23 protein-coding genes are annotated in these 25304 nt (G+C 66.3%); 12 read left to right on the plus strand and 11 right to left on the minus strand.

Annotated elements, in window-relative coordinates; genetic code table 11:
• Positions 1 to 7: 7 nt before the first annotated feature.
• Positions 8 to 439: a YqaA family protein gene (locus tag G3N98_RS04315; protein ID WP_206147337.1), complete on the minus strand. Its 432-nt coding sequence runs from the start codon at positions 437 to 439 to the stop codon at positions 8 to 10.
• A gap of 357 nt (positions 440 to 796) precedes the next feature.
• Between G3N98_RS04315 and G3N98_RS04320 the strand changes: the two genes are divergently transcribed.
• On the plus strand, positions 797 to 2485 hold the full coding sequence (locus G3N98_RS04320) for a DUF6119 family protein (RefSeq protein WP_206147338.1): 1689 nt from the start codon (positions 797 to 799) through the stop codon (positions 2483 to 2485).
• 92 nt (positions 2486 to 2577) lie between these two features.
• Here the strand turns inward: G3N98_RS04320 and G3N98_RS04325 are convergent, their stop codons facing one another.
• A complete protein-coding gene (locus tag G3N98_RS04325; RefSeq protein WP_206147339.1) occupies positions 2578 to 3225 on the minus strand; it encodes a LysE family translocator in 648 nt (215 codons plus the stop codon).
• A gap of 283 nt (positions 3226 to 3508) precedes the next feature.
• Here G3N98_RS04325 and G3N98_RS04330 point away from each other — a divergent pair, with 283 nt between their 5' ends.
• Positions 3509 to 3991: an Lrp/AsnC family transcriptional regulator gene (locus G3N98_RS04330; RefSeq protein WP_021159229.1), complete on the plus strand. Its 483-nt coding sequence runs from the start codon at positions 3509 to 3511 to the stop codon at positions 3989 to 3991.
• Positions 3992 to 4822: 831 nt separating this feature from the next.
• Here the strand turns inward: G3N98_RS04330 and G3N98_RS04335 are convergent.
• On the minus strand, positions 4823 to 6472 hold the full coding sequence (locus G3N98_RS04335) for an IclR family transcriptional regulator C-terminal domain-containing protein (RefSeq protein ID WP_206147341.1): 1650 nt from the start codon (positions 6470 to 6472) through the stop codon (positions 4823 to 4825).
• A 177-nt stretch (positions 6473 to 6649) separates the two neighbouring features.
• Between G3N98_RS04335 and G3N98_RS04340 the strand changes: the two genes are divergently transcribed.
• The 3 genes from G3N98_RS04340 (at position 6650) to G3N98_RS04350 (ending at position 10566) form a co-directional block, all read left to right on the plus strand.
• Positions 6650 to 7609, plus strand: coding sequence for an MBL fold metallo-hydrolase (locus G3N98_RS04340; protein WP_089427583.1), 960 nt, complete (start codon positions 6650 to 6652; stop codon positions 7607 to 7609).
• A gap of 179 nt (positions 7610 to 7788) precedes the next feature.
• Positions 7789 to 9138, plus strand: coding sequence for an MFS transporter (locus tag G3N98_RS04345; RefSeq protein WP_206147343.1), 1350 nt, complete (start codon positions 7789 to 7791; stop codon positions 9136 to 9138).
• Between the two features lie 87 nt (positions 9139 to 9225).
• Positions 9226 to 10566: an MFS transporter gene (locus tag G3N98_RS04350; protein ID WP_206147345.1), complete on the plus strand. Its 1341-nt coding sequence runs from the start codon at positions 9226 to 9228 to the stop codon at positions 10564 to 10566.
• Between the two features lie 31 nt (positions 10567 to 10597).
• On the opposite strand, the gene G3N98_RS04355 is transcribed toward G3N98_RS04350, so the two are convergent.
• Complete coding sequence (locus G3N98_RS04355; RefSeq protein ID WP_206147347.1) at positions 10598 to 10894, minus strand: hypothetical protein; 297 nt, start codon at positions 10892 to 10894, stop codon at positions 10598 to 10600.
• A 264-nt stretch (positions 10895 to 11158) separates the two neighbouring features.
• Positions 11159 to 11959, minus strand: a complete 801-nt coding sequence (locus G3N98_RS04360) for an SDR family oxidoreductase (RefSeq protein WP_089474791.1) — start codon at positions 11957 to 11959, stop codon at positions 11159 to 11161.
• A 136-nt stretch (positions 11960 to 12095) separates the two neighbouring features.
• Between G3N98_RS04360 and G3N98_RS04365 the strand changes: the two genes are divergently transcribed.
• Both G3N98_RS04365 and G3N98_RS04370 read left to right on the plus strand, forming a co-directional pair.
• The gene (locus tag G3N98_RS04365) at positions 12096 to 13055 is read left to right on the plus strand and encodes a helix-turn-helix domain-containing protein (RefSeq protein WP_206147349.1); all 960 of its coding nucleotides are present in this window, start codon (positions 12096 to 12098) and stop codon (positions 13053 to 13055) included.
• A 76-nt stretch (positions 13056 to 13131) separates the two neighbouring features.
• Positions 13132 to 14280: an epoxide hydrolase family protein gene (locus G3N98_RS04370; RefSeq protein WP_206147351.1), complete on the plus strand. Its 1149-nt coding sequence runs from the start codon at positions 13132 to 13134 to the stop codon at positions 14278 to 14280.
• Positions 14281 to 14373: 93 nt separating this feature from the next.
• On the opposite strand, the gene G3N98_RS04375 is transcribed toward G3N98_RS04370, so the two are convergent.
• Positions 14374 to 14865, minus strand: a complete 492-nt coding sequence (locus G3N98_RS04375; protein WP_047850045.1) for a 2,4'-dihydroxyacetophenone dioxygenase family protein — start codon at positions 14863 to 14865, stop codon at positions 14374 to 14376.
• Between the two features lie 171 nt (positions 14866 to 15036).
• Between G3N98_RS04375 and G3N98_RS04380 the strand changes: the two genes are divergently transcribed.
• From G3N98_RS04380 to G3N98_RS04390, 3 genes are read left to right on the plus strand one after another with little or no spacing between them, the layout of a single operon-like run.
• Entirely contained in the window at positions 15037 to 15507 is a 471-nt protein-coding gene (locus tag G3N98_RS04380; RefSeq protein ID WP_175038635.1) for a MarR family transcriptional regulator, read from the plus strand.
• 32 nt (positions 15508 to 15539) lie between these two features.
• Positions 15540 to 15875: a hypothetical protein gene (locus G3N98_RS04385; protein ID WP_174974429.1), complete on the plus strand. Its 336-nt coding sequence runs from the start codon at positions 15540 to 15542 to the stop codon at positions 15873 to 15875.
• Positions 15872 to 17110, plus strand: coding sequence for an MFS transporter (locus tag G3N98_RS04390; RefSeq protein ID WP_206147352.1), 1239 nt, complete (start codon positions 15872 to 15874; stop codon positions 17108 to 17110). Before G3N98_RS04385 ends, G3N98_RS04390 begins: the two co-directional genes overlap by 4 nt.
• 154 nt (positions 17111 to 17264) lie before the next feature.
• Here G3N98_RS04390 and G3N98_RS04395 read toward each other — a convergent pair whose 3' ends face one another.
• Positions 17265 to 18215 (minus strand): LysR family transcriptional regulator, encoded by a 951-nt coding sequence (locus G3N98_RS04395; protein ID WP_089474797.1) that lies wholly within the window; start codon positions 18213 to 18215, stop codon positions 17265 to 17267.
• 105 nt (positions 18216 to 18320) lie between these two features.
• Here G3N98_RS04395 and G3N98_RS04400 point away from each other — a divergent pair, with 105 nt between their 5' ends.
• Both G3N98_RS04400 and G3N98_RS04405 read left to right on the plus strand, forming a co-directional pair.
• Positions 18321 to 19676 carry an aspartate aminotransferase family protein gene (locus G3N98_RS04400; RefSeq protein WP_089427569.1) on the plus strand — a complete coding sequence of 452 codons (1356 nt, stop codon included), beginning with the start codon at positions 18321 to 18323 and terminating at the stop codon, positions 19674 to 19676.
• Between the two features lie 49 nt (positions 19677 to 19725).
• The gene (locus G3N98_RS04405; protein ID WP_089474798.1) at positions 19726 to 21243 is read left to right on the plus strand and encodes a CoA-acylating methylmalonate-semialdehyde dehydrogenase; all 1518 of its coding nucleotides are present in this window, start codon (positions 19726 to 19728) and stop codon (positions 21241 to 21243) included.
• 155 nt (positions 21244 to 21398) lie between these two features.
• Here the strand turns inward: G3N98_RS04405 and G3N98_RS04410 are convergent, their stop codons facing one another.
• The 4 genes from G3N98_RS04410 to G3N98_RS04425 form a co-directional block, all read right to left on the minus strand.
• A complete protein-coding gene (locus G3N98_RS04410) occupies positions 21399 to 21773 on the minus strand; it encodes a hypothetical protein (protein WP_089427567.1) in 375 nt (124 codons plus the stop codon).
• A 287-nt stretch (positions 21774 to 22060) separates the two neighbouring features.
• Positions 22061 to 22996, minus strand: coding sequence for a DMT family transporter (locus G3N98_RS04415; protein ID WP_206147354.1), 936 nt, complete (start codon positions 22994 to 22996; stop codon positions 22061 to 22063).
• 126 nt (positions 22997 to 23122) lie between these two features.
• Entirely contained in the window at positions 23123 to 24055 is a 933-nt protein-coding gene (locus tag G3N98_RS04420) for an AEC family transporter (protein WP_206147401.1), read from the minus strand.
• A gap of 191 nt (positions 24056 to 24246) precedes the next feature.
• Complete coding sequence (locus G3N98_RS04425; protein ID WP_206147356.1) at positions 24247 to 25131, minus strand: LysR substrate-binding domain-containing protein; 885 nt, start codon at positions 25129 to 25131, stop codon at positions 24247 to 24249.
• Positions 25132 to 25304: the final 173 nt, after the last annotated feature.

The following is a 25304-nucleotide window of genomic DNA, read 5'->3' on the forward strand; positions in this document are numbered from 1 at the left end:
GCGGGAGTCAGTGCGTCACGAGCCACGCGATCGCGAGATACCGCGCGACCTTCGCGACGGTGACGATCGCGAGGAACGACGGCAGCGGCTCGCGCAGCACGCCGGCGATCATCGTCAGCGGATCGCCGATCGCGGGCGCCCAGCTCAGCAGCAGCGACCAGCGGCCGTAGCGCGCATACCAGCGCTCGGCGCGCGCAAGTGCGGCGGGCTTGACGGGAAACCAGCGGCGCTCGCGGAAGTGCTCGATGCCGCGCCCGAGCGCCCAGTTGATCACCGAGCCGGCGACGTTGCCGATGCTCGCGACGAGCACGAGTGCCCACACGGGTTCGCGCCCGGCGAGCAGCAAGCCGGCGAGGACGGCTTCGGACTGGAGCGGGAACAGGGTCGCGGCGACCATCGACACGGCGAACAGGCCGCCGTAAGTGAGCAATTCGGACATCGCGCGATTGTACCGGGCACACTCTAGGCTCCTCACGTAAGCAGAGTAGGTAGCCGACTTGTCCTTGGCAGTTCCAAAGGTTCGCCACAGGCAAAGGAAGCATTCACGCGTGAAGGCACCTTCGAACTGGCCGCGAACAAAATCCGGGCGACATTCTTTAACGAAGTTGAGCGAAGATAAATCGCATTGGCGCCTAGTATCCTTTCATTGCAAGGAGCGGCGGGCAATTCGGTTCGGGAAATCATAGCTCGATCCGTCTGATTTCGATTTGCCTTTTTTGACATAGAATGGAGTTTCACCTCAATGTCATGATTTCGATTTGGATGTTGAGAATCACATAAAATTTTGGATTCTAAAATGAAAAAGAAGAGCGAAGAGACCAGTAAGTCAAGTGGGCGATCTAGTACCCTTTCGATTCGCCTAATGAACAAAGGGGCTTCTGTCAAAGATGGCTTGCGCTCGGGGCACACAATGATCGAGCGAGAAAGCGACGGTGGATATCTGTATACGGCACAGTCTGAAGACGCCCCGCCAAGCTGGGTCAAAATTGTCCGCGAATTTTCTACAGAAGATCTTCCAGATTTGACCAATCGTCACTGCTCGGCAGTTCTGTTTTTGGAGATTACTCCTTCTGATCTGCGGATGAGTAAACGATTTTTTGCGATAACGTTTGGTAGTGGTCACCTTTTCCTTAATCCGGACTCTTACGTCAAAAATTTCGGATTGCGTGTGACGCTCAATGCGGTGGCCCGAAGTAATTTGCGCAATGTGGATGTCGCTCTATTGGATACCACTCTTATTCAGAAGAGAATTCAGGCAAGTAGAAAATCTGATTTGCGCGATTTTGGTATTGATGAGCAGAGTGATTTGTTGCGCCTGGCCGGTGGGGCCCCTACTGATAGAGAGTTTGCTCGCGCGCTGGTTGGGAAGGATGCCTTGTCTCTCACGGCAAAAATAGATCCTGTAAAGATTGCCGAGAAATGTAGAGAAGCATTTGATTTATATTGTGAAAAACATTACGAGAGAGATTTTAAATTTATTGATTATATAGTTCCGGAAAATAGCCAAAATGTTATAAAGGTTCTTGATAGGAAGGTGTTTGATTCATTGAAATCGATGGTTGATGGAAAGTCGTCAAGCCTTCATATTGCGATTCCTGAGATGATTAACCCGGAGGATGCGTTTGAAATTGGATATTACGGGAGTGGACTTAGATCGGGGAGTAAGGTGACATATCCGGATGTTGAAATTGAAGACTATGTGTCGGAGCTTCGATCTGGACGTATGGCGGATATTGCTGACATGTCGGAATTGAAGGCTAGTCACGAAATTCGTGTAATTGTCAATGGTGAGGGGGATAAGCGTCAGCGGCAGAGATTATATGATTGCTTTATCTTCGAGGCAAAATATGGCGGTGCAACTTATGTGCTATTCGCTGGATCATGGTATCGAATTGATGGTGAATATTATGTGCGAGTGGTTGCGAATTTTGAGAAATATGTATCAAAAAGGCCATTTATAAAGGCGACCAACTCCATTAATGAAAGGGATTTTATTGGTGAATTGAATGCCCGTAAGGAATTGTTGAATTTAGACCAGGTTAAATTGTCTCCATTAAATGCATCTGGTGCAAATCTTGAGCCTTGTGATTTTTTTTCTAAAAGTAGGCAATTTATTCATTTGAAGGATGGGCATGATTCTGCTCCAATTAGTCATCTTTGGAATCAGGGCCTGGTATCGGCCGAGTGTTTGGTTAGTGATGGCGAGTTTCGTCAGCAATTCAGGGATAATGTGCAGGCTCGCCAAATCAAGTACGGTCGAGCTGGATTCGTGAAGCTATTGCCCAGAAAAGGTGATCAGCCCGTGACTGCTAATTATTCCGTTGTTTATGGAATTATGCGGACCGCATATGTATCAAAAAAGGCGAGGTCAAAGGGATTGGATTTGCCATTTTTTAGCAAAGTAAGCTTTCAGCCGATCGCGGAGCGCATAGGGAGGATGGGGTTTAAGGTTGAGGTGCATTTGATTGAGAAAAAAAGAAAGTAAGTGTGTATTTTAAGGAAGTTTTCTTAAAGATGTCGATTTATCCGGGCAAGGTCGTGCCGATTGAAATGTTGATAAGAGAATTTGCGTTTTCTTCAGTTCCAGCCGACCATGATCGCGCCCATGCCGACGAGCAGGCCGCCCGTGACGCGGTTCATCGCGCGCATCCGAGCGGGCCGCTGCAGCGCACGGCTCAGCCGGTGCGAGAACAGCGCCATCGACGCGACGCCGCCCGCGAACAGCACCGCGAACGTCGCCGCGAGCAGCAGGTACTGCTGGTTCAGGCTCCAGTCGGCGCTCGGGCTGATGAACTGCGGAAAGAACGACGGGAAGAACAGCAGCGTCTTCGGATTCAGGCCCGAGGTCGCCACGCCGCGCCAGAACAGCGCGCGGTGCGAGTCGGTGTCCGGCGTGGCCGTTCCGGCCGGCCCTGCCGAGGCGGCGGGTGCGCCAGCCGGCGTACGGCTGAGCCATTGCTTGCAGCCGAGCCACACGAGGTAGGCCGCGCCGGCCCAGCGCAGTACGGTCAGCGCGCGCTCGTCGAGATGCACGAGCGAATTCAGGCACAGCGCGGTCAGCGCGAGTTGCAGCAGCACGGCGAGCGTGCCGCCCCAGACGCACGGCAGCGCGCGGCGCCAGCCGGCGCGTAGCGCCTGGTTCATGGTGAGGAGGTTGACGGGGCCGGGGGCGTAGACGAGAACGGCGGAAGCCGCGAGAAACGACAGGTAAAGCCTGAACGACATGACGGGTAGGGCAGGAACAGGAACACGGGCGCCGAAGCCGCGCGGCCGGATAGGCGCGCGGGCGGCGGGGAATCGCATGCCTGCCGGCCGGCACCGCAACTCGTGATTGCGGCCGTGCGTCCCGGTGCGAAGGGTTGTCGCGGGAACGTGCCGGACAGCAGGCATGGGTAAAAATATATCAAGGGGCCGGATTAAAAGGCTTCCGCTTTTCCACACAAACCGACACATATCCGGAATGTCGTTCAGATAGAATCCCGGTTTCCAGTAGATGATTCTTTTTGCCATGGCCACACGTGAACGCTCGCCGAAAACGCTCGATAGCCAGGACCGCAAGATCCTCGGCGCCCTGCAGAAAAATGCGCGTCTGTCGAACGCCGAACTGGCCGAACAGATCGGCATGTCGACCACCGCGTGCTGGAATCGCACGCGGCAACTGGAGGTGGACGGCTACATCGACGGTTACGTCGCGCTCGTCAATCAGCGCAAGCTGGGCTATGCGGACATCGTGATCCTCGAAGTCACGCTCGATCGCCACGAGGACGACGCGCTCGCGCGCTTCGGCGAGGAACTCGCGGCGCTGCCCGAGGTGCTCGAGGCCTATCTCGTGTCGGGCGAGTACGACTACTGGATCAAGGTCGCGGTGGACGGCACGGCCGGCTACGAGCGGTTCCTGCGCGAAAAGCTGTACAAGATTTCGAGCATCCGTCACAGCCGCTCGATGTTCGCACTGCGCTGCATGAAGGACGTGCCGTCGATTCAGGTGTGATGGGGGACGGGGAAGCGTGTGCGGCCGTCGTTGAAACGACGGCGCATGAGGCTGCGCGTTTGCGCGGAGCAAGCCGGCAATCGGGAGAGGGGGCAGGCATCAGGCGGGGTTCGGCGCCTGGGTCCGCAACGCGGATGAATCTTCCGCTCGCGCTGGCGAGATAACAACTGCCTGCCCGGGCAACCGGCAGACAAAACCGCGCCGAGGTTGATCGCGGCGCCGGCGTCGGCTTTAAAGCAACTTCAGAGCAGCTTCAAAGCGCGCCTGAAACACGGCGCGCATTCAACGGGACTACCCGGCCTGTTTCCGACGACTTGCCTTGCAATCCGTTGCCCGACGCGGCGGCCTCATGGCGCGCGTCCGGGCAAGCGGATCAGGCAGGGTATCGTGGGGCCAACCGGCTGGCGGCCGGCCATTCCGCGCTCAGCGCGGCAGGCGTGCGTGTGCTTCAGCGATGACTTCGCAGTTCTCGAGGTGGAGTGCCCAAGCTTCTGCAATCAGCTCGCCCATACGTGCGAGCCAGCCAGCGGATTCGGTGGAACGGTCGGAGGTGTTAGACGTTTGCATGACGATGCCCCATATAGGTGGCGAGTTAGGGATAACCCTAATCATAGCGAAACACCTCCGCTTTGTGAAATGCGATTTCGTTATATGAGAATTCCTGACAGTTTATGTTGCCGCGATGCAACATGAACGGTGGTCGCACACGGGTTCATAGCGATGTCATTTAGTACGGCCATCCCGCCCCGGAAAGGCCTGGCGCGCGGGCGTGACGAGGCTGCGCCTCGCGGCGCGGTCTGGCGGGGGGAAGAAGAGAAAAAAGGGGGGCGGCTATCCGCCGATCCACCCGAACCGCCACGACAGCCGTCGCGTCGCGGCGAGCAGCGCCTGCGCGAGGTCGCTGTCCGGCCCGCGCGGAAAGCCGCGCGACGAGCCGATGATCGCGATCACGAGCCGGATGCTGCCGGTGTGATCGAACACGGGCGCGGCGACCGTCCCGATGCCCGGCACCGGCGCGTCGAATGCGAAATCGAGTTCGTCCGCGCGGATCGTGGCGAGCCGCGCGCGGAAGGCCGCGTCGACCGGCGCGGCGGCGCGGCCCGCGAGGCGCACGGGCTCGTTGGCGAGCAGGTCGGCCAGCACGTCGTCGGACATGCCGGCCGCGAAGATTCGTCCGATCGCCGTATTGACGAGCGACATCACCGTGCCGACCTGCAGGCTCACGTGCTGCGGTCGTGCCGATTCCTCCAGGCGGATTACCGTGGGGCCAAGCGGCCCGAGCGTCGCGGCCGCGACGCTCATGTCGGTCGCGCCGGCCAGCGCGACGATTTCGGCTTCCGCGTCGCGTGTCGGCGACACGCGCTGCATCGCGATCAGGCCGAGCGCCTGCCCGAGCGGGCCGCCGCCGAAGCAGCCGGCGTCGTCGCGGCTCAGCAGGCCGATCTTCTGCAGGCTGACGAGATGCGGAAAGGCCTTCGCGGCCGGCATGCCGGCGGCTGCCGCGAGATCGCGCAGCGGCAGCGCGCGGCCCGCCGACACCAGCGCGAGCAGCAGCTCGCCGGTGCTGTCGAGCGCATTGATCCCGCGCTGCGTCTTCATATCGTCGGCCAGTGCGGGCGGCACGCGCGGGGCGGTCGGCGTCGAGGTGGACGCCGGCGGAGGCGCATCGTGCGCCGCGCCGAGCGATGCAGTTGCCTGAAGAGCCGCGTCGCGTAACGCCGCCGCGATCGGGCCGTCCCAGTCGACGTCGATCGAGCCCGTCGAACCGATCACCGTCAACGCGAGTTGCAGCGTGCCTTGCGCGTCGAACACCGGCACGCACATCGCGCTGACGCCGGGGCTCGGCAGGTCGACGCCGCGCTCGATACCGCGTGCGCGGATCGCGTCGAGTTCCGCCTGCGGCACGCCGGCGTCCGGCGCGGGGTGCTCGGCGCCCGCGAGCGTGGCGCCCGCGCCGGCCTGGCTGGCCGCCATCGCATCGAGTTGCGCGGGATCGCCGAACGCGCGGAACACGCGGCCGGTGGCCGTCGTGTCGAGCGACATCACCGAACCCACATGCAGATTCACGTGCAGCGGATAGCCGCCGTGCTCGATGCGCACGATCGTCGGCCCGAGCACGCCCGGCACCGACAGCGCGACGCTCAGGCCGACCGCTTCCGCGAGCCGCGCCGCGTGCGGCAGCGCCGCGCGATAGGCCGGCTGGCGCTCGATCGACATCAGCCCGAGCCGCAGCGACAACGGGCCCGGCTCGTAGTTGCCGGTGATCGCATCGCGCTTCACGAGCGCGAGCCGCGTCAGGCTGACGAGATAGGTGTGCGCCTGCGCGGTCGACAGGTCGGCCGCCGCGGCCAGCTCGGACAGGCCGAGCGGCTTGCGCCGGCGCGCGAGCGCGTCGAGCAGCCGGCCGCCGACCTCGACACTCTGGATCCCGCGCTGCGCCTTGGGCGGCGCGTCGTCTGCGCTGACTTCGTGGTTCTGCACGCGATGATTCTTCCGTTGACGAAACCCCGCATGGTATCCGACGCCATTTATCGCGCCAGCCCGCAGGTTTACCCGTATTAGACAATAGCAAGTGACTTTGTCATTGACAAATATTCGGCGCGGGAAGATGATCCGCTCACTCCCCTCAACACATGGCTCGCAGCCACGGAACGCAACATGGCCAAAGCATTCGCCTCCCAAGCCGATCTGGAAGAGAAGAAAGTCACCTGGACGAAGCTGTCCGAGAACGCCTACGCGTACACCGCCGAAGGCGACCCGAACTCGGGCGTGATCATCGGCGACGACAGCGTGCTGATCGTCGACACGACCGCGACGCCCGCGATGGCGCAGGACCTGATCGCGAAGATCCGCAGCGTGACCGACAAGCCGATCAAGCACGTGGTGCTGTCGCATTACCACGCGGTGCGCGTGCTCGGCGCGTCCGCGTATTTCGACGAAGGCGCGCAGCACGTGATCGCGAGCCGCGGCACGTACGAGATGATCGTCGAGCGCGGCGAGGCCGACATGAAGTCGGAGATCGAACGCTTCCCGCGCCTGTTCGCGGGTGTCGAGACGGTGCCCGGCCTGACCTGGCCGACGCTCGTGTTCGAGCGCGAGATCACGCTGTTCCTCGGCAAGCTCGAAGTGAAGATCATGCACGTCGGCTCGGGCCACACGAAGGGCGACACGATCGTCTGGATTCCGTCGCAGAAGGTGCTGTTCTCGGGCGACCTCGTCGAATACGACGCTGCGTGCTACTGCGGCGACGCCCAGCTCGAACAATGGCCGGCCACGCTCGAGGCGCTGCGCGCGCTCGGCGCCGAGAAGCTCGTGCCGGGCCGCGGCCCCGCGCTGCTGAACCCGGCCGACGTGAACAAGGGCCTCGACTACACGAAGGATTTCGTCACGACGCTGCTCGCGCAGGGCCGCAAGGCCGTCGAGCAGAAGCTCGACCTGAAGGCGTCGATGGCGCTCACGCGCGAAGCGATGGATCCGAAGTTCGGCCACGTGTTCATCTACGAGCACTGTCTGCCGTTCGACGTGTCGCGTGCCTTCGACGAAGCGAGCGGCATCACGCATCCGCGCATCTGGACCGCGCAGCGTGACAAGGAAATGTGGGCCGCGCTGCAGGACTGAGCGGCTTGCACAGGCGGGGTGTCCGGCAGGGCGCTCCGCCTTTTTTCTGACGCGGCGACGGGCCACGGCTTCCTGCCGGCTTTCCGTCCACCGTATCCGATCTCACAAGAAAGCAGGGCGCACGTACGCCCTGGGAGACGGCTGCGCGCTCGAATCGCGCAGCCTGTTTGGAGAGAGACATGCCCCAATCGCTTCCCGCCGAAGCGACGCTCGCGCACGCGAGCGCTTCGGTTTCCGCTTCCGCCGCCAGGGACGACGCGCTGCTGTTCCGCAAGATCGCGTGGCGGATCGTGCCGTTCCTGTTCCTCTGCTACGTCATCTCGTTCCTCGACCGCATCAACATCGGCTTCGCGCAGTTGCAGATGAAGCACGATCTCGGCTTCAGCGATGCGATGTACGGCCTCGGCGCCGCGGTGTTCTACGTCGGCTACGTGTTCTGCGAAGTGCCGAGCAACCTGCTGCTCGCGCGTTTCGGCGCGCGCCGCACCTTCACGCGGATCATGCTGCTGTGGGGCATCGCGTCGACCGGGATGATGTTCGTGTCGCAGCCGTCGCATTTCTACGTGCTGCGCTTCCTGCTCGGCGTGTTCGAAGCGGGCTTCTTTCCCGGCATCGTGCTGTACCTGACCTACTGGTTCCCCGCGAACCGGCGCGCGGCCGCGATCTCGGTGTTCTTCGCGGGCGTCGCGGTGGCCGGCGTGCTCGGCGGCCTGATGTCGGGCTGGATCATGCGCGACATGAGCGGCGTGCTCGGGCTGCACGGCTGGCAGTGGATGTTCGCGATCGAAGGCGCGCCGGCGATCCTGCTCGCGTTCGCCGCGTTCACGTTGCTCGTCGACCGGCCGCAGGACGCCACGTGGCTCACGCCCGATGAAAAGGCGCGGGTCGCCGCGCTGTGCGCCGACGGCGGCGGCCACGGCCACGCGCACGACGGGCGCAGCCTCGTGGCGGCGCTTGCGAACCCGCGCGTGTACCTGTTCGCGTTCATCTATTTCTCGCTGACCTGCGCGTCGCTGACGCTCAACTTCTGGATGCCGCTGATGATCCGCGACTTCGGCGTGACCGACGTCGTGGCCGTGAGCCTGTACACGGTCGTGCCGAACGCGGTCGGTGCGGTGGGGCTGATCCTGATCGCGCGTCGTTCGGACCGCACCGGCGAGCGGCGCAAGCACTTCGCGTGCTGCACGATCGGCGGCGGGCTCGCGCTCGCGGCGCTGACGCTGCATCTGCACAGCTTCGCGGCGATGCTCGCGTGCCTGTCGGTCGCGGCGACGCTGATCTTCGCCGCATTGCCGATCTTCTGGGCGGTGCCGACCCGCTACCTGTCGGGCAACGCCGCCGCGGCCGGGATCGCGCTGATCAGCAGCATCGGGATCACGAGCGGGATCGTCAGCCCGTGGGTGATCGGGATGATCCGCACGCGCACCGGCAGCATGGATCTCGCCGTGTATCTGCTGGCCGCGCTGCTGGTGGCGAGCGGCGTCGCGCTGATGCTCGGCGTGAAAGGCGAAGCCGCGCCGCGCGACTGAGCGAGCCACGGCCGGTCGCCGCTCGCGGGCGGTGGCGACTGGCACGACGTGTGAGTCCCGTACCCGAACCCAGCGAGGAGACGATCGATGTCAGCCCCTCTTCAAGCGGACGCCGCGCGTGCCGTCGCGTCCGGTATCGCTTCAACGGACGACGACGCGCTGTACCGCCGCATCGGTGCGCGAATCGTGCCGTTCCTGTTCGTCTGCTACATCGTGTCGATCCTCGATCGCAGCAACATCGGCTTCGCGCAGTTGCAGATGCGGCAGGATCTCGGCCTGACCGACGCGATGTACAGCCTCGGCGCGGTGCTGTTCTTCGTCGGCTACGTGCTGTTCGAGGTGCCGAGCAACGCGCTGCTGCGCCGCTTCGGCGCGCGCCGCACGTTTGCGCGGATCATGTTCCTGTGGGGTGCGGTGTCGGTCGCGATGATCACCGTCGACAGCGCGAAGCATTTCTACGTGCTGCGTTTCCTGCTCGGGCTGTTCGAGGCCGGGTTCTTTCCGGGCGTGGTGTTCTACCTGACGTACTGGTATCCGGCACGCCGGCGCGCGTCGGTGCTGTCGATCTTCTACGCGGGCGTCGCGGTGGCGGGGATGGTCGGCGGGCTGCTGTCGGGCTGGCTGATGCGCGGGATGTCGGGCGTGCTCGGGTTGCACGGCTGGCAGTGGATGTTCGCGATCGAAGGCGCGCCCGCGATCCTGCTCGGCGTGATGGCCTGGTTCTGGCTGTGCGATCGCCCCGAGCAGGCGAGCTGGCTGTCCGACGCCGACCGCCAGCGGCTCGCGGCCGACCTCGCCGCCGACCGCGCCGGTGCCGGGACGCCGGCGCCGCATTCGCTGCGGCAGGTGCTGGCCGAACCGCGCACCTACCTGTTCGCATTCATCTATTTCTCGCTGACCACCGCGCTCCTGATGCTGCTGTTCTGGATGCCGCTGATGATCCGCGAATTCGGCATTCACGACGTCGTGCAGATCAGCCTGCTGTCGGTCGTGCCGAACGCGATCGGCGCGGCCGGCCTGATCGCGATCGCGCGGCGCTCCGATCGCAAGCGCGAACGGCGCTGGCACTTCGCGGCATGTGCGCTTGGCGGCGCGGTGGCGCTCGCGCTGTTGACGCTGCACCTGTCGAGCATCGTCGCGATGATGGCGCTGCTGTCGGTCGCGGCGATGCTGATCTTCGCCGCGCATCCGGTGTTCTGGGCCGTGCCGTCCGCGTATTTCTCCGGCGCGGGCGCGGCGGGCGGGATCGCGCTGATCAGCAGCATCGGCGTGTCGAGCGGCATGATCACGCCGTGGCTCGTCGGGCTGATCCGCACCAGAACCGGCAGCATGGACCCGGCGATGCTGATGATCGCGGCGCTCCTGGCGGCATGCGCGGTCGCGATGCTGCTGGGCGTGCGGGCGGTGCCGCGTGCGGAATCGGCGTGACGCGGGCGGCGGCGTGGTTCGGCGGTGCGGTTCAGTTGAAGTACATAAACAGCCCGGGCAGGACGATCAGCCCGTGCAGCGCCAGCGCCCAGCTGATCGTGCCGCCGCGCGCCTGCTGGTCGATCGACAGGCACGCGATCGCCGCCATGACCCCGATGACCGACAGGCCTGCCGCCCAGAAGAGCGCGGTGATGAACACGCGAAGGCCCATGTACGGATCGTCCATCGAACTGGCGAACCCGTAGCCGAACAGCAGCGCCAGCAGCTCGATGAGCGCGACGACGAGAAGAACTGACGCGATGCGCGCGGTTCGTTTGGCATTGTCCATGGCGAGTCGGGGTGTGTAGGGGCAGGGGCGCCAGCCTACACGATCCGTCCCGAATATGTCGAGCAACGGGGCGGCGGGACGCCAGGCAGATCGGGAAACAATCCGGTGTGCGTTCCCGCGGACGAATTCATCAATCCGCAGATGCCCGGAAAGGTGCCGCCGAACTTCGGATGATGACGGGCGATTCGCCACGTATCACCGTGTTCCGCAGCACCTCCCGGGGTTCGACGCGGCTATTGCTTTCGACCTGCGAGCGTCGCGTGGTCAGCCCGCCGTCGAATAACGCGGCGCGGGCGTATCGGCCGACAGGTGCGGTGCCATCGTGCGGCGCGCGGCCTCGTACGCGGCCCATTCGTCACCCGCGTGCAGCGACGGGATCGTCACGAGTTCGCCACGATCGAAGCCGACCAGCGCCGCGTCGACCATGTCGGTCGCCGACATCACGATTTCCTTCGGCAGGTGCTCGAGCGGCAGGCCGCCCGTTTGCCAGAAATCGGTGGCGGTCGCGCCGGGCAGCACGGCCTGCACCTGCACGCCCTTGTCGGCGAGTTCGTGATGCAGCGACTGGCTGAACGCGAGCACGAACGCCTTGCTGCCGCCGTACACGCCGTTCAGCGTTTCCGGCGAGATCGCGACGATCGACGAAATGTTGATCACCGCGCCGTTGCCGCGGGCGACGAAGCCGGGCACCGCCGCATAGGTGAGGCGCGTGAGCGCGGTCACGTTGAGGTCGATCATCCGCGTCATCGCATCGATGTCGCTGTCGAGCAGTGGCGTGTGCGTGCCGATGCCCGCGTTGTTCACCAGCAGCGTGATGCTCGCATCCTGCTTCAGCTTCGCCTCGACGGCGGCGAGTGCCGCGCGGTCGTTGAGGTCGGCGTCGATGATCTCGACGCTGCGCTGCGTGTCGTTCGTGATGCGGTCGGCGAGGGCGGCCAGGCGGTCGCGATTGCGCGCGACCAGGATCAGGTCGTAGCCGCGGCGCGCGAGGCGGTCCGCGTAGACGGCGCCGATGCCCGACGAGGCGCCGGTAATGAGGGCGGTACCGCGATGTGCTTGCGTCATGATGTGCTCCGTTTCGAGGGAAATGGCCGGATGGCGTGAAGCCATTCTGGTCCCGAATCGTTGCGACACAAATGACGTAGATGGGTATGATTCAGGACATCGGGTCGACCCCTTCGCCCGGGACGGGAGAACCCACATGCACCGCATCGGCTTTCTGATCAGCGACGGCTTCCAGATCATGGCGCTCGCCGCGCAATCGGTGTTCGAGTACGCGAACATGGGCATGAGCGAGCCGTTCTACGGGATGGCCATCTATTCCGTCGACGGCGGCGACGTGCGCTCGTCGCTCGGGCTGCCGGTCGCCACGCACGCGCTGCGCGGGCGGATCGCCGTCGATACGTGGATCGTCGCGGGCGTCAATGATCCGCTCGCTTCGCCGGCGCCGGCCGGCGTCGTCGCGTTCCTGCGCCGCGCCAACGCACGCGCGCGGCGGATCGCCGGCATCTGCACGGGCGCGTTCGTGCTGGCCGAAGCCGGGCTGCTCGTGCAGCGCCGCGCGACGACGCACTGGGCGTTCGGCCGCGACATGCAGCGGTGCTATCCGGAGATCCGCGTCGAGGACGACCGGATCTACATCGTCGACGGCCCGATCTGGACGTCGGCCGGGATGACGGCCGGCCTCGACCTCGCACTCGCGATGGTGGAAAAGGATCTCGGCGCCGATGCGGCCCGCTCGGTCGCGCACAAGCTCGTGATGCACCAGCGGCGCGCCGGTGGCCAGTCGCAGCATTCCGAAATGCTGGAGCTCGCGCCGAAATCCGACCGGATCCAGAACGCGCTGAACTACGCGCGGCAGAATCTCGGCCGCGCGCTGACCGTCGAGGATCTCGCCGAAGCCGTCCACCTGAGCCCGCGCCAGTTCAGCCGCGTGTTCACGCTCGAAACGGGGCAGTCGCCGGCGAAGGCGATCGAGCGGCTGCGGCTGGAGGGCGCGCGACTGATGATCGAGCAGAGCCGCCATTCGCTCGACGTGATCGCGAAGGAAAACGGCTTTCGCGACCGCCGCCACATGCGCGAGGCGTTCGTGCGCGGGTTCGGCGTCCCGCCGCAGGCGATGCGGCGCGACGCGCGTGCGGACGAGCGGGAAGCGGGCTGATGCCCGCGGGCGCGGGACGCCAGCGCGCGTCGGAAAAATCGCGCAGAATCTCCGGCACGTTTCGCGAGGAGACACCATGCACGCCGAGCCGTTCGAGATTGCGATACCCGATCACGCGCTGGATGACCTGCGCCGGCGCCTGCGCGCCCGCCGCCCGCCGTTGCTCACGCCCGCCGAGCCGTGGCAGCAGGGGGTGGACGGCGCGTGGCTGAGCGAACTGACCGACTACTGGGCCGAGCGCTTCGACTGGCGTGCGGTGGAACGTGCGCTGAACCGGTTGCCGCAGTTCGTCGCGGACGCAGGCGGGCAGCGCGTGCACTTCATCCATCGGCGTGGGGCGGGACCGAAACCTTATCCGCTCGTCATCACGCACGGCTGGCCGGGCTCCGTGTTCGAATTCGCCGCGTTGATCGAGCGCCTGTGCGATCCGGCGGCATTCGGCGGCGATCCTGACGACGCGTTCGATGTCGTCGTCCCGTCGCTGCCCGGCTTCCTGTTCTCGCCCGCGCCAACGGCACCCGGCGTGTCGGCATTGCGGGTCGCCGACTGCTGGGCGGCGTTGATGTCCGGCCTCGGCTATCGACGCTTCGGCGCACAAGGCGGCGATCTCGGCGCAGGCGTGTCGATCGCGCTCGGCGCGCGGCATGCCGACCGGGTGGACGGCATCCATCTGAACTACCTGCCCGGCAGCTACGAACCTCCGGCCGACGCGGCCGTGCCGCTGACCGACGACGAACGGGCCTTCGTGACGCAGCGCGGCGAGTGGGCCGCGCTGGAAGGCGGCTACGCGCATGTGCACATGACGAAGCCGCAGACGCTGGCCGTCGCGCTCAACGATTCGCCGGCCGGACTGGCCGCCTGGATCGCCGAGAAATTCCGCGCGTGGAGCGATTGCGACGGCGACGTCGCACGGCGGTTTTCGCACGATGCGCTGCTGACCGGCATCTCGCTCTACTGGTTCACCGGCTGCATCGGCTCATCGATGCAGATGTATTGGGAAAACCGCCTGCAGCCCATGCGCTTCGCGGCCGGGCAACGCGTGACGGTGCCCGTCGCGTTCGCGCGCTTTCCGAAGGAAATCAGCCGTCCGCCGCGCAGCTGGCTCGAACGCGTGTTCGACGTCGTGCAATGGACCGACATGCCGAGCGGCGGCCATTTCGCGGCGATGGAAGAGCCGGATCGGCTGGCCGACGATATTCGGACGTTTTTCCGGCGCTTTCGGTGACGATCGGGGCGGCCGGCGACGCGCACCGGCGGCCATCCGGTCGACAGGGAGTGCGGGCGCCACGCGGATCGTGACGCGACGGTGGCGCCTGCCTTAGCGCGTGACGAACGGCGCGGCGTCGTCCGGTGCCGTACGCGCATGCTTGCGCTGGCGCAGCAGCGCGACGCGGCAGTTCTCGCGCGCGGTCTCGCGGCCGTCATCGTCGAGCAGCACGAGATCGCCGCGCATCACGTTGAGCGTGATCACGTCCTCACCCGGCGCGCCGAGCGTTTCCGGCGTATGCACCGAGCCGGCCGGTTCGAGCACCGTCGAGCCGGCGTGCGCCACCCAGTCGTATTCGCGGTAGCGCCACGCCCCCTGCAACGTATGGACGAACACCTCGCCTTCATGACGGTGGCGCGGCAGCGTGCCGCCGGCCGGCATCTTCAGCAGCGCGGTGAGTGTGTCTTCGGCCGCATTGATGTGCAGGTACTTGATCGCCAGCCCCGGCAGGTCGGCGCTCATCGGCAGCCACGGCAGCGCGTCGCCGGGCAGGCACGAGATCGGCGGCAGGTCGGTGGAGAGCGGGGCGGACGGCTGCGTCATGGCGGGCGGCGGAGCGGAAATGGGGAGCCCGCATTATCGCAGAGCACGGCTTGTGCAGCCGAGCGGGACGTATAGCGTGGGCTTTCGAGCACATGCGACGCGGCGATCCTTACAGCTTGAAATATGCAGCTAAACTGTACAGTTTGACTGTATATCTGCTATCTTGAATTCATGAACACGCCATTGCCTCCTTCCGAAGCGCTCCCACTGGCCGGTCTCGCCGGCGAACTTCGCATCTCGGTCGGCAAGCTGATGCGGCGGATGCGGGAACAGGTCCACCCGAACGACCTCACGTCATCGCAGAAATCGGTGCTGTTGCGGCTCGACCGCGACGGCCCCGCGACCGTGTCGGCGCTCGCGCGCGCCGAAAGCGTGCGGCCGCAGTCGATGCGCGTGACGGTCGCGACGCTCGAGACGCTGGGCGCCGTCAGCGGCGAGCCCGATCCCACCGACGGCCGGCAGACGCTGATCGCGCTCACGCCCGGTTTCCGCAAGGCGCTGCAGGCCAACCGCGCGGCCAAGGACGACTGGCTGTTCCGCGCGCTGCACGCGCAACTGTCGGAGGCCGAGCAGGCCGAGCTCGCGTCGGCCGTGAAACTGCTGCAGCGGCTCGCCGAATTTCAGGAACCGCCGCGTCCGTAAACCGCCCCGCTCGCCGAAAGGACAGCCCGAACATGAATCTCCCGCATCTCGTGTCGTATTTCTTCGGCGGCGCGTTTCTCGCGAACGTCGTGCCGCATCTCGTCAGCGGGTTGCGCGGCGAGCCGTTCCAGACGCCGTTCGCGAATCCGCCCGGGCGCGGGTTGTCGTCGTCCACGGTGAATGTCTTGTGGGGTGTCGCGAACCTCGTGATTGCCTACGTGCTGGTGTGCAGGGTCGGCGACTTCGATCTCCGCATCACGGCAGACGCGGCGGCGTTCGGCCTCGGCATTCTCGCGCTCGGCCTGTTCCTCGCGCGGCGCTTCGGTGAGCTGCACGGCGGCAACGAGCCCGACCGGGAGCGGCCATGAGCGTGCCGGCGGCGGGCGTCTTCCGCTCGCTTCGCAGCTTCAACTATCGCGTGTGGGCGATCGGCTCGCTGGTGTCGAACATCGGCACGTGGATCCAGCGCACCGCGCAGGACTGGCTCGTCCTCACGCAGCTCACGCATCACGACGCGTCGGCCGTCGGCATCGTGATGTCGCTGCAGTTCGGCCCGCAGCTTCTGCTGCTGCCGTGGACGGGCTACGCGGCCGACCGTTTCGACCAGCGCAAGCTGCTGATGGCAACGCAGGCGCTGATGGGCGGGCTCGCGCTCCTGCTGGGGCTGCTGACGGTGACCGGCGTCGCGCAGCTGTGGCACGTGTATCTGTTCGCGTTCCTGTTCGGCTGTGCGTCGGCGTTCGATGCGCCGGTGCGGCAGACGTTCGTTGCCGAGCTGGTCGCCGATCGGGAACTGGCGAACGCCGTCGCGCTCAACTCGACGTCGTTCAACGCGGCGCGGATGATCGGGCCGGCGGCGGCCGGCTTCATCATCGCGTCGGTCGGCACCGGCTGGGCGTTCCTGCTCAACGGGCTCAGCTTCGTCGCGGTGCTGGCGTCGCTGTCGATGCTGCGTGCCGACGAGTTGCGCGCGCATGCGCGAGCCGACCGCACGCGCGGGAGCCTGCTCGACGGGTTCCGCTATGTATGGCAGCGCCCGGACCTGAAGGCGATCCTCGTGATGCTGTTCCTGATCGGCACGTTCGGGCTCAATTTCCAGCTGTTCATCTCGACGATGGCGGCCAGCGTGTTTCACGTCGACGCGCGCGGCTTCGGCGTGCTGTCGTCGATGATGGCCGTCGGCACGATTACCGGTGCGCTGCTCGCGGCGCGCCGCGACCGGCCGCGTTTCCGGCATCTGTGGATCGGCGCGGCGCTGTTCGGACTCGGCTGCACGCTGGCCGCGCTGGCGCCGGGTTACTGGCTGTTCGGCGCCGCGCTCGTGCTGACCGGGATCGCCGCGATCACCTTCATGAACTCGACCAACAGCCTCGTGCAGCTATCGACCGAGCCGGCGATGCGTGGCCGCGTGATGGCGCTGCGTCTCGCGGTGGCGCTCGGCGGCACGCCGATCGGCGCGCCGGTGGCCGGCTGGGTCGCGAATCATCTCGGCCCGCGCTGGGCGCTCGGTGTCGGCGCGATGTCCGGTTTTGCCGCGGCGCTCGTCGCGACGCATTTCATGAAGCGGATGCGTGCGCAGGCGGGCCCGGGCGATGGCGCTTGACCGGCGGTGAAACCGACGTAGGCTGCCCGACCGTTCAGCCGTTCAGCCGTTCAGCCGTTCAGCCGTTCAGCCGTTCAGCCGTTCAGCCGTTCAGCCACTCAGCCGTTCAGCCACTCAGCCACTCAGCCGCTCAGCCACTCAGCCGCGGCAGTCGTTACGCCGCCGGCCGCGCCGCAGCATGCGCGGCTTCCAGGCACGATTGGAACAGCAACGCAGCCCGCGACGGCCGCGGCGAGCGCCGCAGCAGGCTCACGAACCGGCACCGGTAATTGAACCGGTGCGGCGCGATCGGCTGCATCAGCCCCTTGTTTTCGAAGCTTTCCGCGTAATGGTCGGGCAGGAAGCCGAGATAGCGGCCGGACAGGATCAGCGTCGCGATCGACTCCTGGTCCGACGCGGTCGCGCTGCGCGTGAGCTTCGCGCGATGGCTCAGCTCCATGTTCGGCGAATGGAAGCCGAGGCCCGCGAACGCATGATTGCGGATCGTCGTCCACGTGAGCTTGCCGTGCGGCGCATCGTACAGCGGATGCTGGCGGCCGCAATAGAGCAGCATCCGTTCGTCGAACAGCTCCGAATACACGAGGCTGCCCGAGTTGCGGTGCGCGGGAATGATCCCGACCTGATAGCTGCCGTCGATGATCCCGCGCTCGACCTCGTTGATCGACGCGACATGCAGGTTCAGTGCGACGTCGGGCGCTTCGTCGGCGAACTGGCGGATCGCGTCGCCGAGCCGCGCGTTCGCGTTGGTGGCCGTCTTGTCGAATACCGCGATGTGCAGTTCGCCGCCCATCCGGTCGTGAATGCCGTCGATCCTGCTGCGAAATGCTTCCATCGACGCGAGCAGCCGCAACGTCTCCTCGTACACCGTCTGGCCCTCGGGCGTCAGCGTGAAGCCCGCGCGGCCGCGCCGGCACAGCACGAGGCCGAGGCGCGTTTCCAGATCCTTCACATGCCGGCTGATGGTCGAGATGCCGATATTCAGTTCCAGTTCGGCCGCGGCCATCCCGCCGCACTGCACGACGCCCTTGAAGACCCGCAGCAGGCGGAGATCCATGTCGCTGAGCTGCCCGAGCAGCGCGCGACTCTTCGGTTGCTTTGCTTGCATAGATGCGCAAGTGAACATTGATATTGCGATATTCAAAAGACTAATTGGCCTCCCGACAATGCGCAATATCAACATAAGGAGGAGGGGCGCCCCGCGCCGACCGACATGACCGACATCACCACCGCCCAGCACGACGAAACCAACCTCCGCACCGACGCCGCGTGGCTCGACGCGCACTGGATGCCGTTCACGGCCAACCGCCAGTTCAAGGCCGATCCGCGCATGATCGTGTCGGGCAAGGGCGCGTATTACACGGACGCCGAAGGCCGCAAGATCTTCGACGGCCTGTCGGGGCTCTGGTGCACGGGCCTCGGTCACGGTCGCACGGAAATCGTCGAAGCCGTGAGCCGCCAGGTCGCGCAGCTCGACTACGCGCCGGCATTCCAGTTCGGCCATCCGAAATCGTTCGAGCTGGCGAACAAGATCAAGGACCTGACGCCGGCCGGCCTCGACTACGTGTTCTTCACGGGTTCGGGCTCGGAAGCGGCCGATACCTCGCTGAAGCTGGCCCGCGCTTACTGGCGCGCGAAGGGCAAGGGCACGAAGACGCGCCTGATCGGCCGCGAGAAGGGCTATCACGGCGTGAACTTCGGCGGCATCTCGGTCGGCGGGATCGGGCCGAACCGCAAGCTGTTCGGCCAGGGCCTCGATGCCGACTTCCTGCCGCACACGCAACTCGCCGAAAACAAGTTCTCGCGCGGGATGCCCGAGCACGGCGCCGAGCTGGCCGACCGCCTGCTCGAGCTGATCGCGCTGCACGACGCATCGAACATCGCGGCCGTGATCGTCGAGCCGTTCTCCGGTTCGGCGGGCGTGGTCGTGCCGCCGAAGGGCTATCTGAAGCGCCTGCGCGACATCTGTACCGCGCACGACATCCTGCTGATTTTCGACGAAGTCATCACGGGCTTCGGCCGGGCCGGCGCGATGACGGGCGCCGATGCGTTCGGCGTGGTGCCGGACATCATGAACTTCGCAAAGCAGGTGACGAACGGCGTGCAGCCGCTCGGCGGCGTGATCGCGACGAAGGAAATCTACGACACGTTCATGGCCGCGGGCGGCCCCGAGTACATGCTCGAGTTCCCGCACGGCTACACGTATTCGGCGCACCCGGTCGCATGCGCGGCCGGCGTCGCGGCGCTCGACCTGCTGGTGAAAGAAGACGCGGTGGCCCGCGTGCGCGATCTCGCGCCGCATTTCGAAGCGGCGGTGCACGGGCTGAAGGGCCAGCGCCACATCACCGACATCCGCAACTACGGGCTGGCTGCCGGCCTGACGATCGCGGCGCTGCCGGGCGAGCCGGCACGGCGCCCGTACGAGATCGCGATGCGCTGCTGGGCGAAGGGTTTCTACGTGCGCTACGGCGGCGACACGATCCAGCTGGCGCCCCCGTTCATCTCGGAGAAGCGCGAGATCGACAACCTGGTCAACGCGCTGTCCGACGCACTGAACGAAGTGGACTGAGCCGCGGCTTGCCCTGAGCGATAACCGAATTCACGAAAGAGTCAGATACATGAAACACGACAGCAATGTGACCTCCACCGTCGGCCACCTGATCGACGGCAAGCGCGTCGACGGCGGCAGCCGCGTCCAGCCGGTGTTCGACCCGGCCACCGGCGAATCGCACAAGAGCGTCGCGCTCGCCGACAAGCTGACCGTCGAAGCCGCGATCGCGTCCGCGCAGGCCGCGTTCCCGGCCTGGCGCAATACGCCGCCGCTGAAGCGCGCCCGCGTGATGAGCCGCTTCAAGACGCTGCTCGAGGAACACGCCGACGAGCTGTGCGCGCTGATCACCGCCGAGCACGGCAAGGTGCTCGCCGATGCGATGGGCGAGCTGCAGCGCGGGATCGAGAACGTCGAATACGCGACCTACGTGCCCGAGCTGCTGAAGGGCGAGCACAGCAAGAACGTCGGCCCCGCGATCGATTCGTGGAGCGAGTTCCAGGCGCTCGGTGTCGCGGCCGGCATCACGCCGTTCAACTTCCCGGTGATGGTGCCGCTGTGGATGTGGCCGATGGCGGTCGCGTGCGGCAACACGTTCGTGCTGAAGCCGTCGGAGCGTACGCCGTCGTCGACGCTGCGCATGGCCGAGCTCGCGCTCGAGGCGGGCCTGCCGCCGGGCGTGCTGAACGTCGTGAACGGCGACAAGGAAGCGGTCGACACGCTGCTGACCGACCCGCGCGTGAAGGCGGTGAGCTTCGTCGGCTCGACGCCGATCGCCGAGTACATCTACTCGACCGGCTGCGCGCACGGCAAGCGCGTGCAGGCGCTCGGCGGCGCGAAGAACTTCGCGGTCGTGATGCCGGACGCCGACATCGGCAACGCGGTGAACGCGCTGATGGGCGCCGCGTACGGTTCGTGCGGCGAGCGCTGCATGGCGATTCCGCTGGTCGTCGCGATCGGCGACGAGACGGGCGACCAGGTCGTCGCGGGCCTGAAAGCCGAGATCGAGAAGATGAAGGTCGGCCCGGGCAACGGCGCGGGCGTCGACATGGGCCCGCTCGTCACGCGGCAGCATTTCGAGAAGGTGACGGGCTTCGTCGAAGCCGGTGTGGCAGCGGGCGCGACGCTCGTCGTCGACGGCCGCAGCGTGAAGGTCGACGGCCACGACGGCGGTTACTACCTTGGCCCGTGCCTGTTCGACAACGTGAAGCCCGGCATGCCGATCTACCAGCATGAGATCTTCGGGCCCGTGCTCGGCGTGATCCGCCTGAAGTCGCTCGACGAGGCGATGGCGCTGATCGACGCGCACGAGTACGGCAATGGCACGTGCCTGTTCACGCGCGACGGCGAGGCCGCGCGCTACTTCGGCGACAACATCCAGATCGGCATGGTCGGCATCAACGTGCCGCTGCCGGTGCCGGTCGCGTACCACTCGTTCGGCGGCTGGAAGCGTTCGCTGTTCGGCGACCTGCACGCGTACGGCCCGGACGCCGTGCGCTTCTACACGAAGCGCAAGACGATCACGCAGCGCTGGCCGTCGGCCGGCGTGCGCGAAGGCACCGTGTTCAGCTTCCCGTCGAACCGCTGACGCGCCACCCGGCTGCATGCGTCGTCCGCCTGCCTGACGGCGGGCAACACCATGCAATGCGGCCGGCGTGACCGCGACAAGGCCCGCCCGGATCGACGATCCGCGCGGGCTCTTTTACGTCCGCTCGACGCGCGCGGAAGACGGCGGGAGAGCGGTTACGGCGCCACCACGTGCCACATGTTCTTGAAGTTGTCGCCGTTGCGGTCGCCCTGTTTCATGTCCTTCGAGAAGAAGTACAGCGGCTTGCCCTTGTACGCCCATTGCGGGCTGCCGTCATCGCGCTTGATGATCGTGTAGGGGCCGACCGGGACATCGGTCGCGCTGGCCTTGTAGGGCGGCCAGAAGGATTCGCATTGGCCCGTGCAGGCGCTGGTGCCGGCGTTGGGCTTGTCCTGGTCGAATGCGTAGACGGTCATCCCGTTTGCGGCGACGAGCGCGCCGTTTTCGACTTTCGTGATCGAGCCTTGGGCCGACGCCGAAGCGGATGCAATGGCGAGCAGGGCGGAACTGACGAGCAGCGCGGCTTTCATGAGGGCCTCCTGTAATCCGGTGGGCGGCCGCGATCGTGCACGGGCGAGCGTGCGCCAGGATCGCGATGAATGGTGCCGGAACGCGGTGCCGTTACCGCCGGTGCGAGCGACGCAGGGTCGAGTGGCGGTGAACGGGGCGCTCCATTCACGATAGGCGGTTTTTGGCGGGGCTGCGAGGAGATCGGGGGGCGTATCGGCCGCGCGTGGGCGTGACACGACGGTCGTCATGCTCCGGCGCCGGGATTCGACATCCGTCCCCTTGGGCGCGACGGGCGCATGCCGATGCGTCAGCGCCGCGCGCGATTGGTCAGCGCGACGCCCGCGATCACGAGCGCACCGCCGGCCAGCATCGACGGCGACAACGGCTCGCCGAGCAGCGCGACCGACAGCAGCACGCCGAACACGGGGACCAGGTTGGTGAACACGGCCGCGCGGGCCGGCCCGAGTTCGCGGATGCCCTGCGAATACCAGACGAACGCGACCACCGTGCCGATCGCGCCGAGGTAAAGCATCGACGCGACGGCCTGCCACGTCAGCGGCGTGCCGCTGCCGGCGGGCGAGCCGAACAGGTGCGCGCCGATCAGCAGCGCGAGGCCCCACAGCGCCGCATACGTCGTGGCCGCGAGCGGCGACAGCCCGTCGAGCGCGCGTCGGCCGATCACCGTATAGGCGGCCCAGCTCAGCACCGCGCACAGCATGAAGCGTTCCCCCGAGCCGAACGTGTTGCCGAGATCGGTCAGCACCCGCAGCAAGTCGCCGCGGCTGATCACGACCAGCGCGCCGAACAGCGCGACGGCGATGCCGGCCCAGCGCGACAGCGACAGGCGTTCCCCGCGCACGACGATCGACAGCAGCACGGCGGTGGCGACCGGGTTCAGCGCGACGAACAGCGCGGTGCGGCCCGCCGGCATCCGCGCGAGCGCCGCGAAAAAGCACACGTTGTACAGGAAGATGCCGGTCGCGCCGAGCCCGAACGTCGTCAGGATCTGGCGGCCGTTCAGCCTCGGCAGCCCGCCTTCGATCTTCCACGTCAGTATGACCAGCAGCACCGCGGCGATCGCGAAGCGGCCGGTGGCCGCGGCGGTCGCGGACATCGACGCGGCCAGGATCCGGCCCGCGATGAACGTGCCGCCCCAGAACAGCGCGACGAGCGTGAGCTTCACGTAGATGGCCGCGTGCGGCCGGGTGGCGACGAGGGCGGCGGGTGGGGCGGGGGCGTTCATGTGACGGGGTTTCTTGGTTTGCGCCTGCGGCAACGCGTGAGCGACCGCGCGCGGCCGACGATGCGGAATCGCGCGGTGGCCGGCTGGCAGTCTGGATTCCGGGGAATGCGGGTGGATGTTGCGTCGTCAGCGAAACACGGGCGCCGACGCGAGCGCGGTCAGCACGACCGGCATCGCGAGCGCCGCGGCGACTGTCTGGAACGCGGTGATGCCGGCCATCAGCGGCGCGTCGCCGCCGAGCTGGCGCGCCATGATGTAGGACGCCGACGACGTCGGCAGCGCCTGGAACAGCAGTGCGACGGTCAGCGCCGCATCGCCGAGTCCGAACAGGCGGCCGGCGGCGAGCGTGATGAGCGGCATCGCCATGAACTTGAATGCCGACGCGACGCACACCGGCTGCAGCCACGCACGCGCCGCACCGAATCTCAGTGCCGCGCCCACGCACAGCAGGCCGAGCGGCATCGACGCGACGCCGAGCGCGCGCACGGCCGGCTCGACGGCCGCCGGGAACGTGACGCCGCCGGCCTGCATCGCGATCCCGAGCGCGCACGCGACGACGAGCGGATTCGACAGGATCTGGCGCGCGAGCGCCGCCGCACCGAGCCGCGTGTCGCCGTAGCGCGCGAACACGAGCACGCACATCAGGTTGACGGTCGGGACGATCGCCGCGACGCATACAGCCGCGAGCGCGATGCCTTTTGCGCCGAACAGGCCGGCCGCGAGCGCGGTGCCGACATAGTTGTTGAAGCGCACGGCGCCCTGGAACACCGACGTGAAGCCGGCGCCGTCGACCCGCACGAACCGGCGGACCAGCAGGAGAAGCGCCGCGGCGAGTGCGGTCGAACCGACCAGCGCCGCCGCGAGCGGTAAAACGGGCAGTGATTGCAGCCGTGCGTTCGCGAGGCCGTCCGCGAACAGCGCGGGCAGCAGCACGTAGTAGCACAGCCGCTCGGCCTGCGGCCAGAACGCATCGCCGATGAAGCCCGTGCGCCGCAGGCCGTGGCCGAACGCGACCAGCAGCGCAACCGGTGCCAGCGCGAGCAGGATCGGGCCGATCATCGACACGCGTTCACGCGAGCCGTGCTGGCCGTGCAGGCGGTGCGGGCCGTCGCGAGCGGCGGGCACGTAAAACGGGGGAACGAGGCGGGAATCCATCCGGCGGGCAACATGGCGACACGCAATCGAAAGAGTGACGATGCCGCCAAGTTAACACGCGCAAGCAACAGGAATAATGGTTAATTATCAGGTGTTCAATGAGAAATTCTCATCGATGACGCGGTGACTTCCGCGGCCAGTGCACGTGCGAAACGCTCGGCCGGACGCGACTGGTGTTCGAGCAGGACGACCGCGCGCCCCATTTGCGGCTGTCCGAACGGCAAGCGCGTGACGGGCGGCAGCCGCGCGAGCGTCGCATCGGGGAGCGCGACGATCGCCGCGCCGAGCCCTCTCGCGACCATGCGCACGATCGTTTCCGCGCTGTCCAGCACCATCTCCTCGCGTACGCGCACACCGATGCGGCGCAGCTCGGCGGCGATCATGCGGCCGGCCCAAGCCTGTGCATCGAAGCGGATGAACGGCAGCGCATCGAGCAGCGTGACCGCATCGCGTTCCGCCTGGTCCGGCGGCGCGAGCAGCCAGAAGCGATCCTCGTACAGCGTGGTCCACGTCAGTTCCGCCGGATGCGGGCGCACGGGGCGCGTCGTGATCGCCGCATCGAGTTCGCCGGCCGCGACGCGGTTCGCGAGTTCGGCCGACATCCCGGCCGACACGTGCACGCGCAGCCGCGGGTGCGCCGCGCGCAGCGCGAGCAGCGCGTCGGGCAGCGGGCCGGACAGCGCGGTCTGGATCGCGCCGATCCGCAGGCGGCCGACCAGCTTCTTCTCGTCGCTGAGCGCGTCGGGAATCCGGTCGACCATCGCGAGCACCTGCTCGGCCTGGGCCAGCAGGATGTTGCCGGCCTCGGTGAGCACCGGCTGCCGGCGCGAGCGATCGAACAACTGCACGTTGTATTCGCTTTCGAGCGTCTTGATCTGCAGGCTCACCGCCGATTGCGTGAGGCCGATGGCTTCGCCGGCGCGCGCGAATGTACGGTATCGGGCGATGGCGACCAGCGTTCTGAATGCGCGTAATGACATGAGCGGACGGAGGTGGGCAGAGGCGGCCCCGGCCGGCGCGATTGGCGGCGCGTTGCGGGTAACGGTTTGCAGGGCCGCCGCCGGGGTTCGCGACATCATGCCCGGGCGTCTCGAATCGGGCAACCGGCCTGCATGGGGCGCGCGGGGTGTCGCCGATGAGTCGCGGTGGTTCG

The sequence above is a fragment of the Burkholderia sp. Tr-20390 genome, assembly GCF_017104595.1.
In the GTDB taxonomy this organism is placed as follows: Bacteria; Pseudomonadota; Gammaproteobacteria; order Burkholderiales; family Burkholderiaceae; genus Burkholderia.

Excerpts from the sequence above, each read along its gene's own strand:
- G3N98_RS04315 (WP_206147337.1), bottom strand. The coding sequence starts at position 439 with ATGTCCGAATTGCTCACTTACGGCGGCCTGTTCGCCGTGTCGATGGTC.
- G3N98_RS04320 (WP_206147338.1), top strand. The coding sequence starts at position 797 with ATGAAAAAGAAGAGCGAAGAGACCAGTAAGTCAAGTGGGCGATCTAGT.
- G3N98_RS04325 (WP_206147339.1), bottom strand. The coding sequence starts at position 3,225 with ATGTCGTTCAGGCTTTACCTGTCGTTTCTCGCGGCTTCCGCCGTTCTC.
- G3N98_RS04330 (WP_021159229.1), top strand. The coding sequence starts at position 3,509 with ATGGCCACACGTGAACGCTCGCCGAAAACGCTCGATAGCCAGGACCGC.
- G3N98_RS04340 (WP_089427583.1), top strand. The coding sequence starts at position 6,650 with ATGGCCAAAGCATTCGCCTCCCAAGCCGATCTGGAAGAGAAGAAAGTC.
- G3N98_RS04345 (WP_206147343.1), top strand. The coding sequence starts at position 7,789 with ATGCCCCAATCGCTTCCCGCCGAAGCGACGCTCGCGCACGCGAGCGCT.
- G3N98_RS04350 (WP_206147345.1), top strand. The coding sequence starts at position 9,226 with ATGTCAGCCCCTCTTCAAGCGGACGCCGCGCGTGCCGTCGCGTCCGGT.
- G3N98_RS04355 (WP_206147347.1), bottom strand. The coding sequence starts at position 10,894 with ATGGACAATGCCAAACGAACCGCGCGCATCGCGTCAGTTCTTCTCGTC.
- G3N98_RS04360 (WP_089474791.1), bottom strand. The coding sequence starts at position 11,959 with ATGACGCAAGCACATCGCGGTACCGCCCTCATTACCGGCGCCTCGTCG.
- G3N98_RS04365 (WP_206147349.1), top strand. The coding sequence starts at position 12,096 with ATGCACCGCATCGGCTTTCTGATCAGCGACGGCTTCCAGATCATGGCG.
- G3N98_RS04370 (WP_206147351.1), top strand. The coding sequence starts at position 13,132 with ATGCACGCCGAGCCGTTCGAGATTGCGATACCCGATCACGCGCTGGAT.
- G3N98_RS04375 (WP_047850045.1), bottom strand. The coding sequence starts at position 14,865 with ATGACGCAGCCGTCCGCCCCGCTCTCCACCGACCTGCCGCCGATCTCG.
- G3N98_RS04380 (WP_175038635.1), top strand. The coding sequence starts at position 15,037 with ATGAACACGCCATTGCCTCCTTCCGAAGCGCTCCCACTGGCCGGTCTC.
- G3N98_RS04385 (WP_174974429.1), top strand. The coding sequence starts at position 15,540 with ATGAATCTCCCGCATCTCGTGTCGTATTTCTTCGGCGGCGCGTTTCTC.
- G3N98_RS04390 (WP_206147352.1), top strand. The coding sequence starts at position 15,872 with ATGAGCGTGCCGGCGGCGGGCGTCTTCCGCTCGCTTCGCAGCTTCAAC.
- G3N98_RS04395 (WP_089474797.1), bottom strand. The coding sequence starts at position 18,215 with ATGCAAGCAAAGCAACCGAAGAGTCGCGCGCTGCTCGGGCAGCTCAGC.
- G3N98_RS04400 (WP_089427569.1), top strand. The coding sequence starts at position 18,321 with ATGACCGACATCACCACCGCCCAGCACGACGAAACCAACCTCCGCACC.
- G3N98_RS04405 (WP_089474798.1), top strand. The coding sequence starts at position 19,726 with ATGAAACACGACAGCAATGTGACCTCCACCGTCGGCCACCTGATCGAC.
- G3N98_RS04410 (WP_089427567.1), bottom strand. The coding sequence starts at position 21,773 with ATGAAAGCCGCGCTGCTCGTCAGTTCCGCCCTGCTCGCCATTGCATCC.
- G3N98_RS04415 (WP_206147354.1), bottom strand. The coding sequence starts at position 22,996 with ATGAACGCCCCCGCCCCACCCGCCGCCCTCGTCGCCACCCGGCCGCAC.
- G3N98_RS04420 (WP_206147401.1), bottom strand. The coding sequence starts at position 24,055 with ATGATCGGCCCGATCCTGCTCGCGCTGGCACCGGTTGCGCTGCTGGTC.
- G3N98_RS04425 (WP_206147356.1), bottom strand. The coding sequence starts at position 25,131 with ATGTCATTACGCGCATTCAGAACGCTGGTCGCCATCGCCCGATACCGT.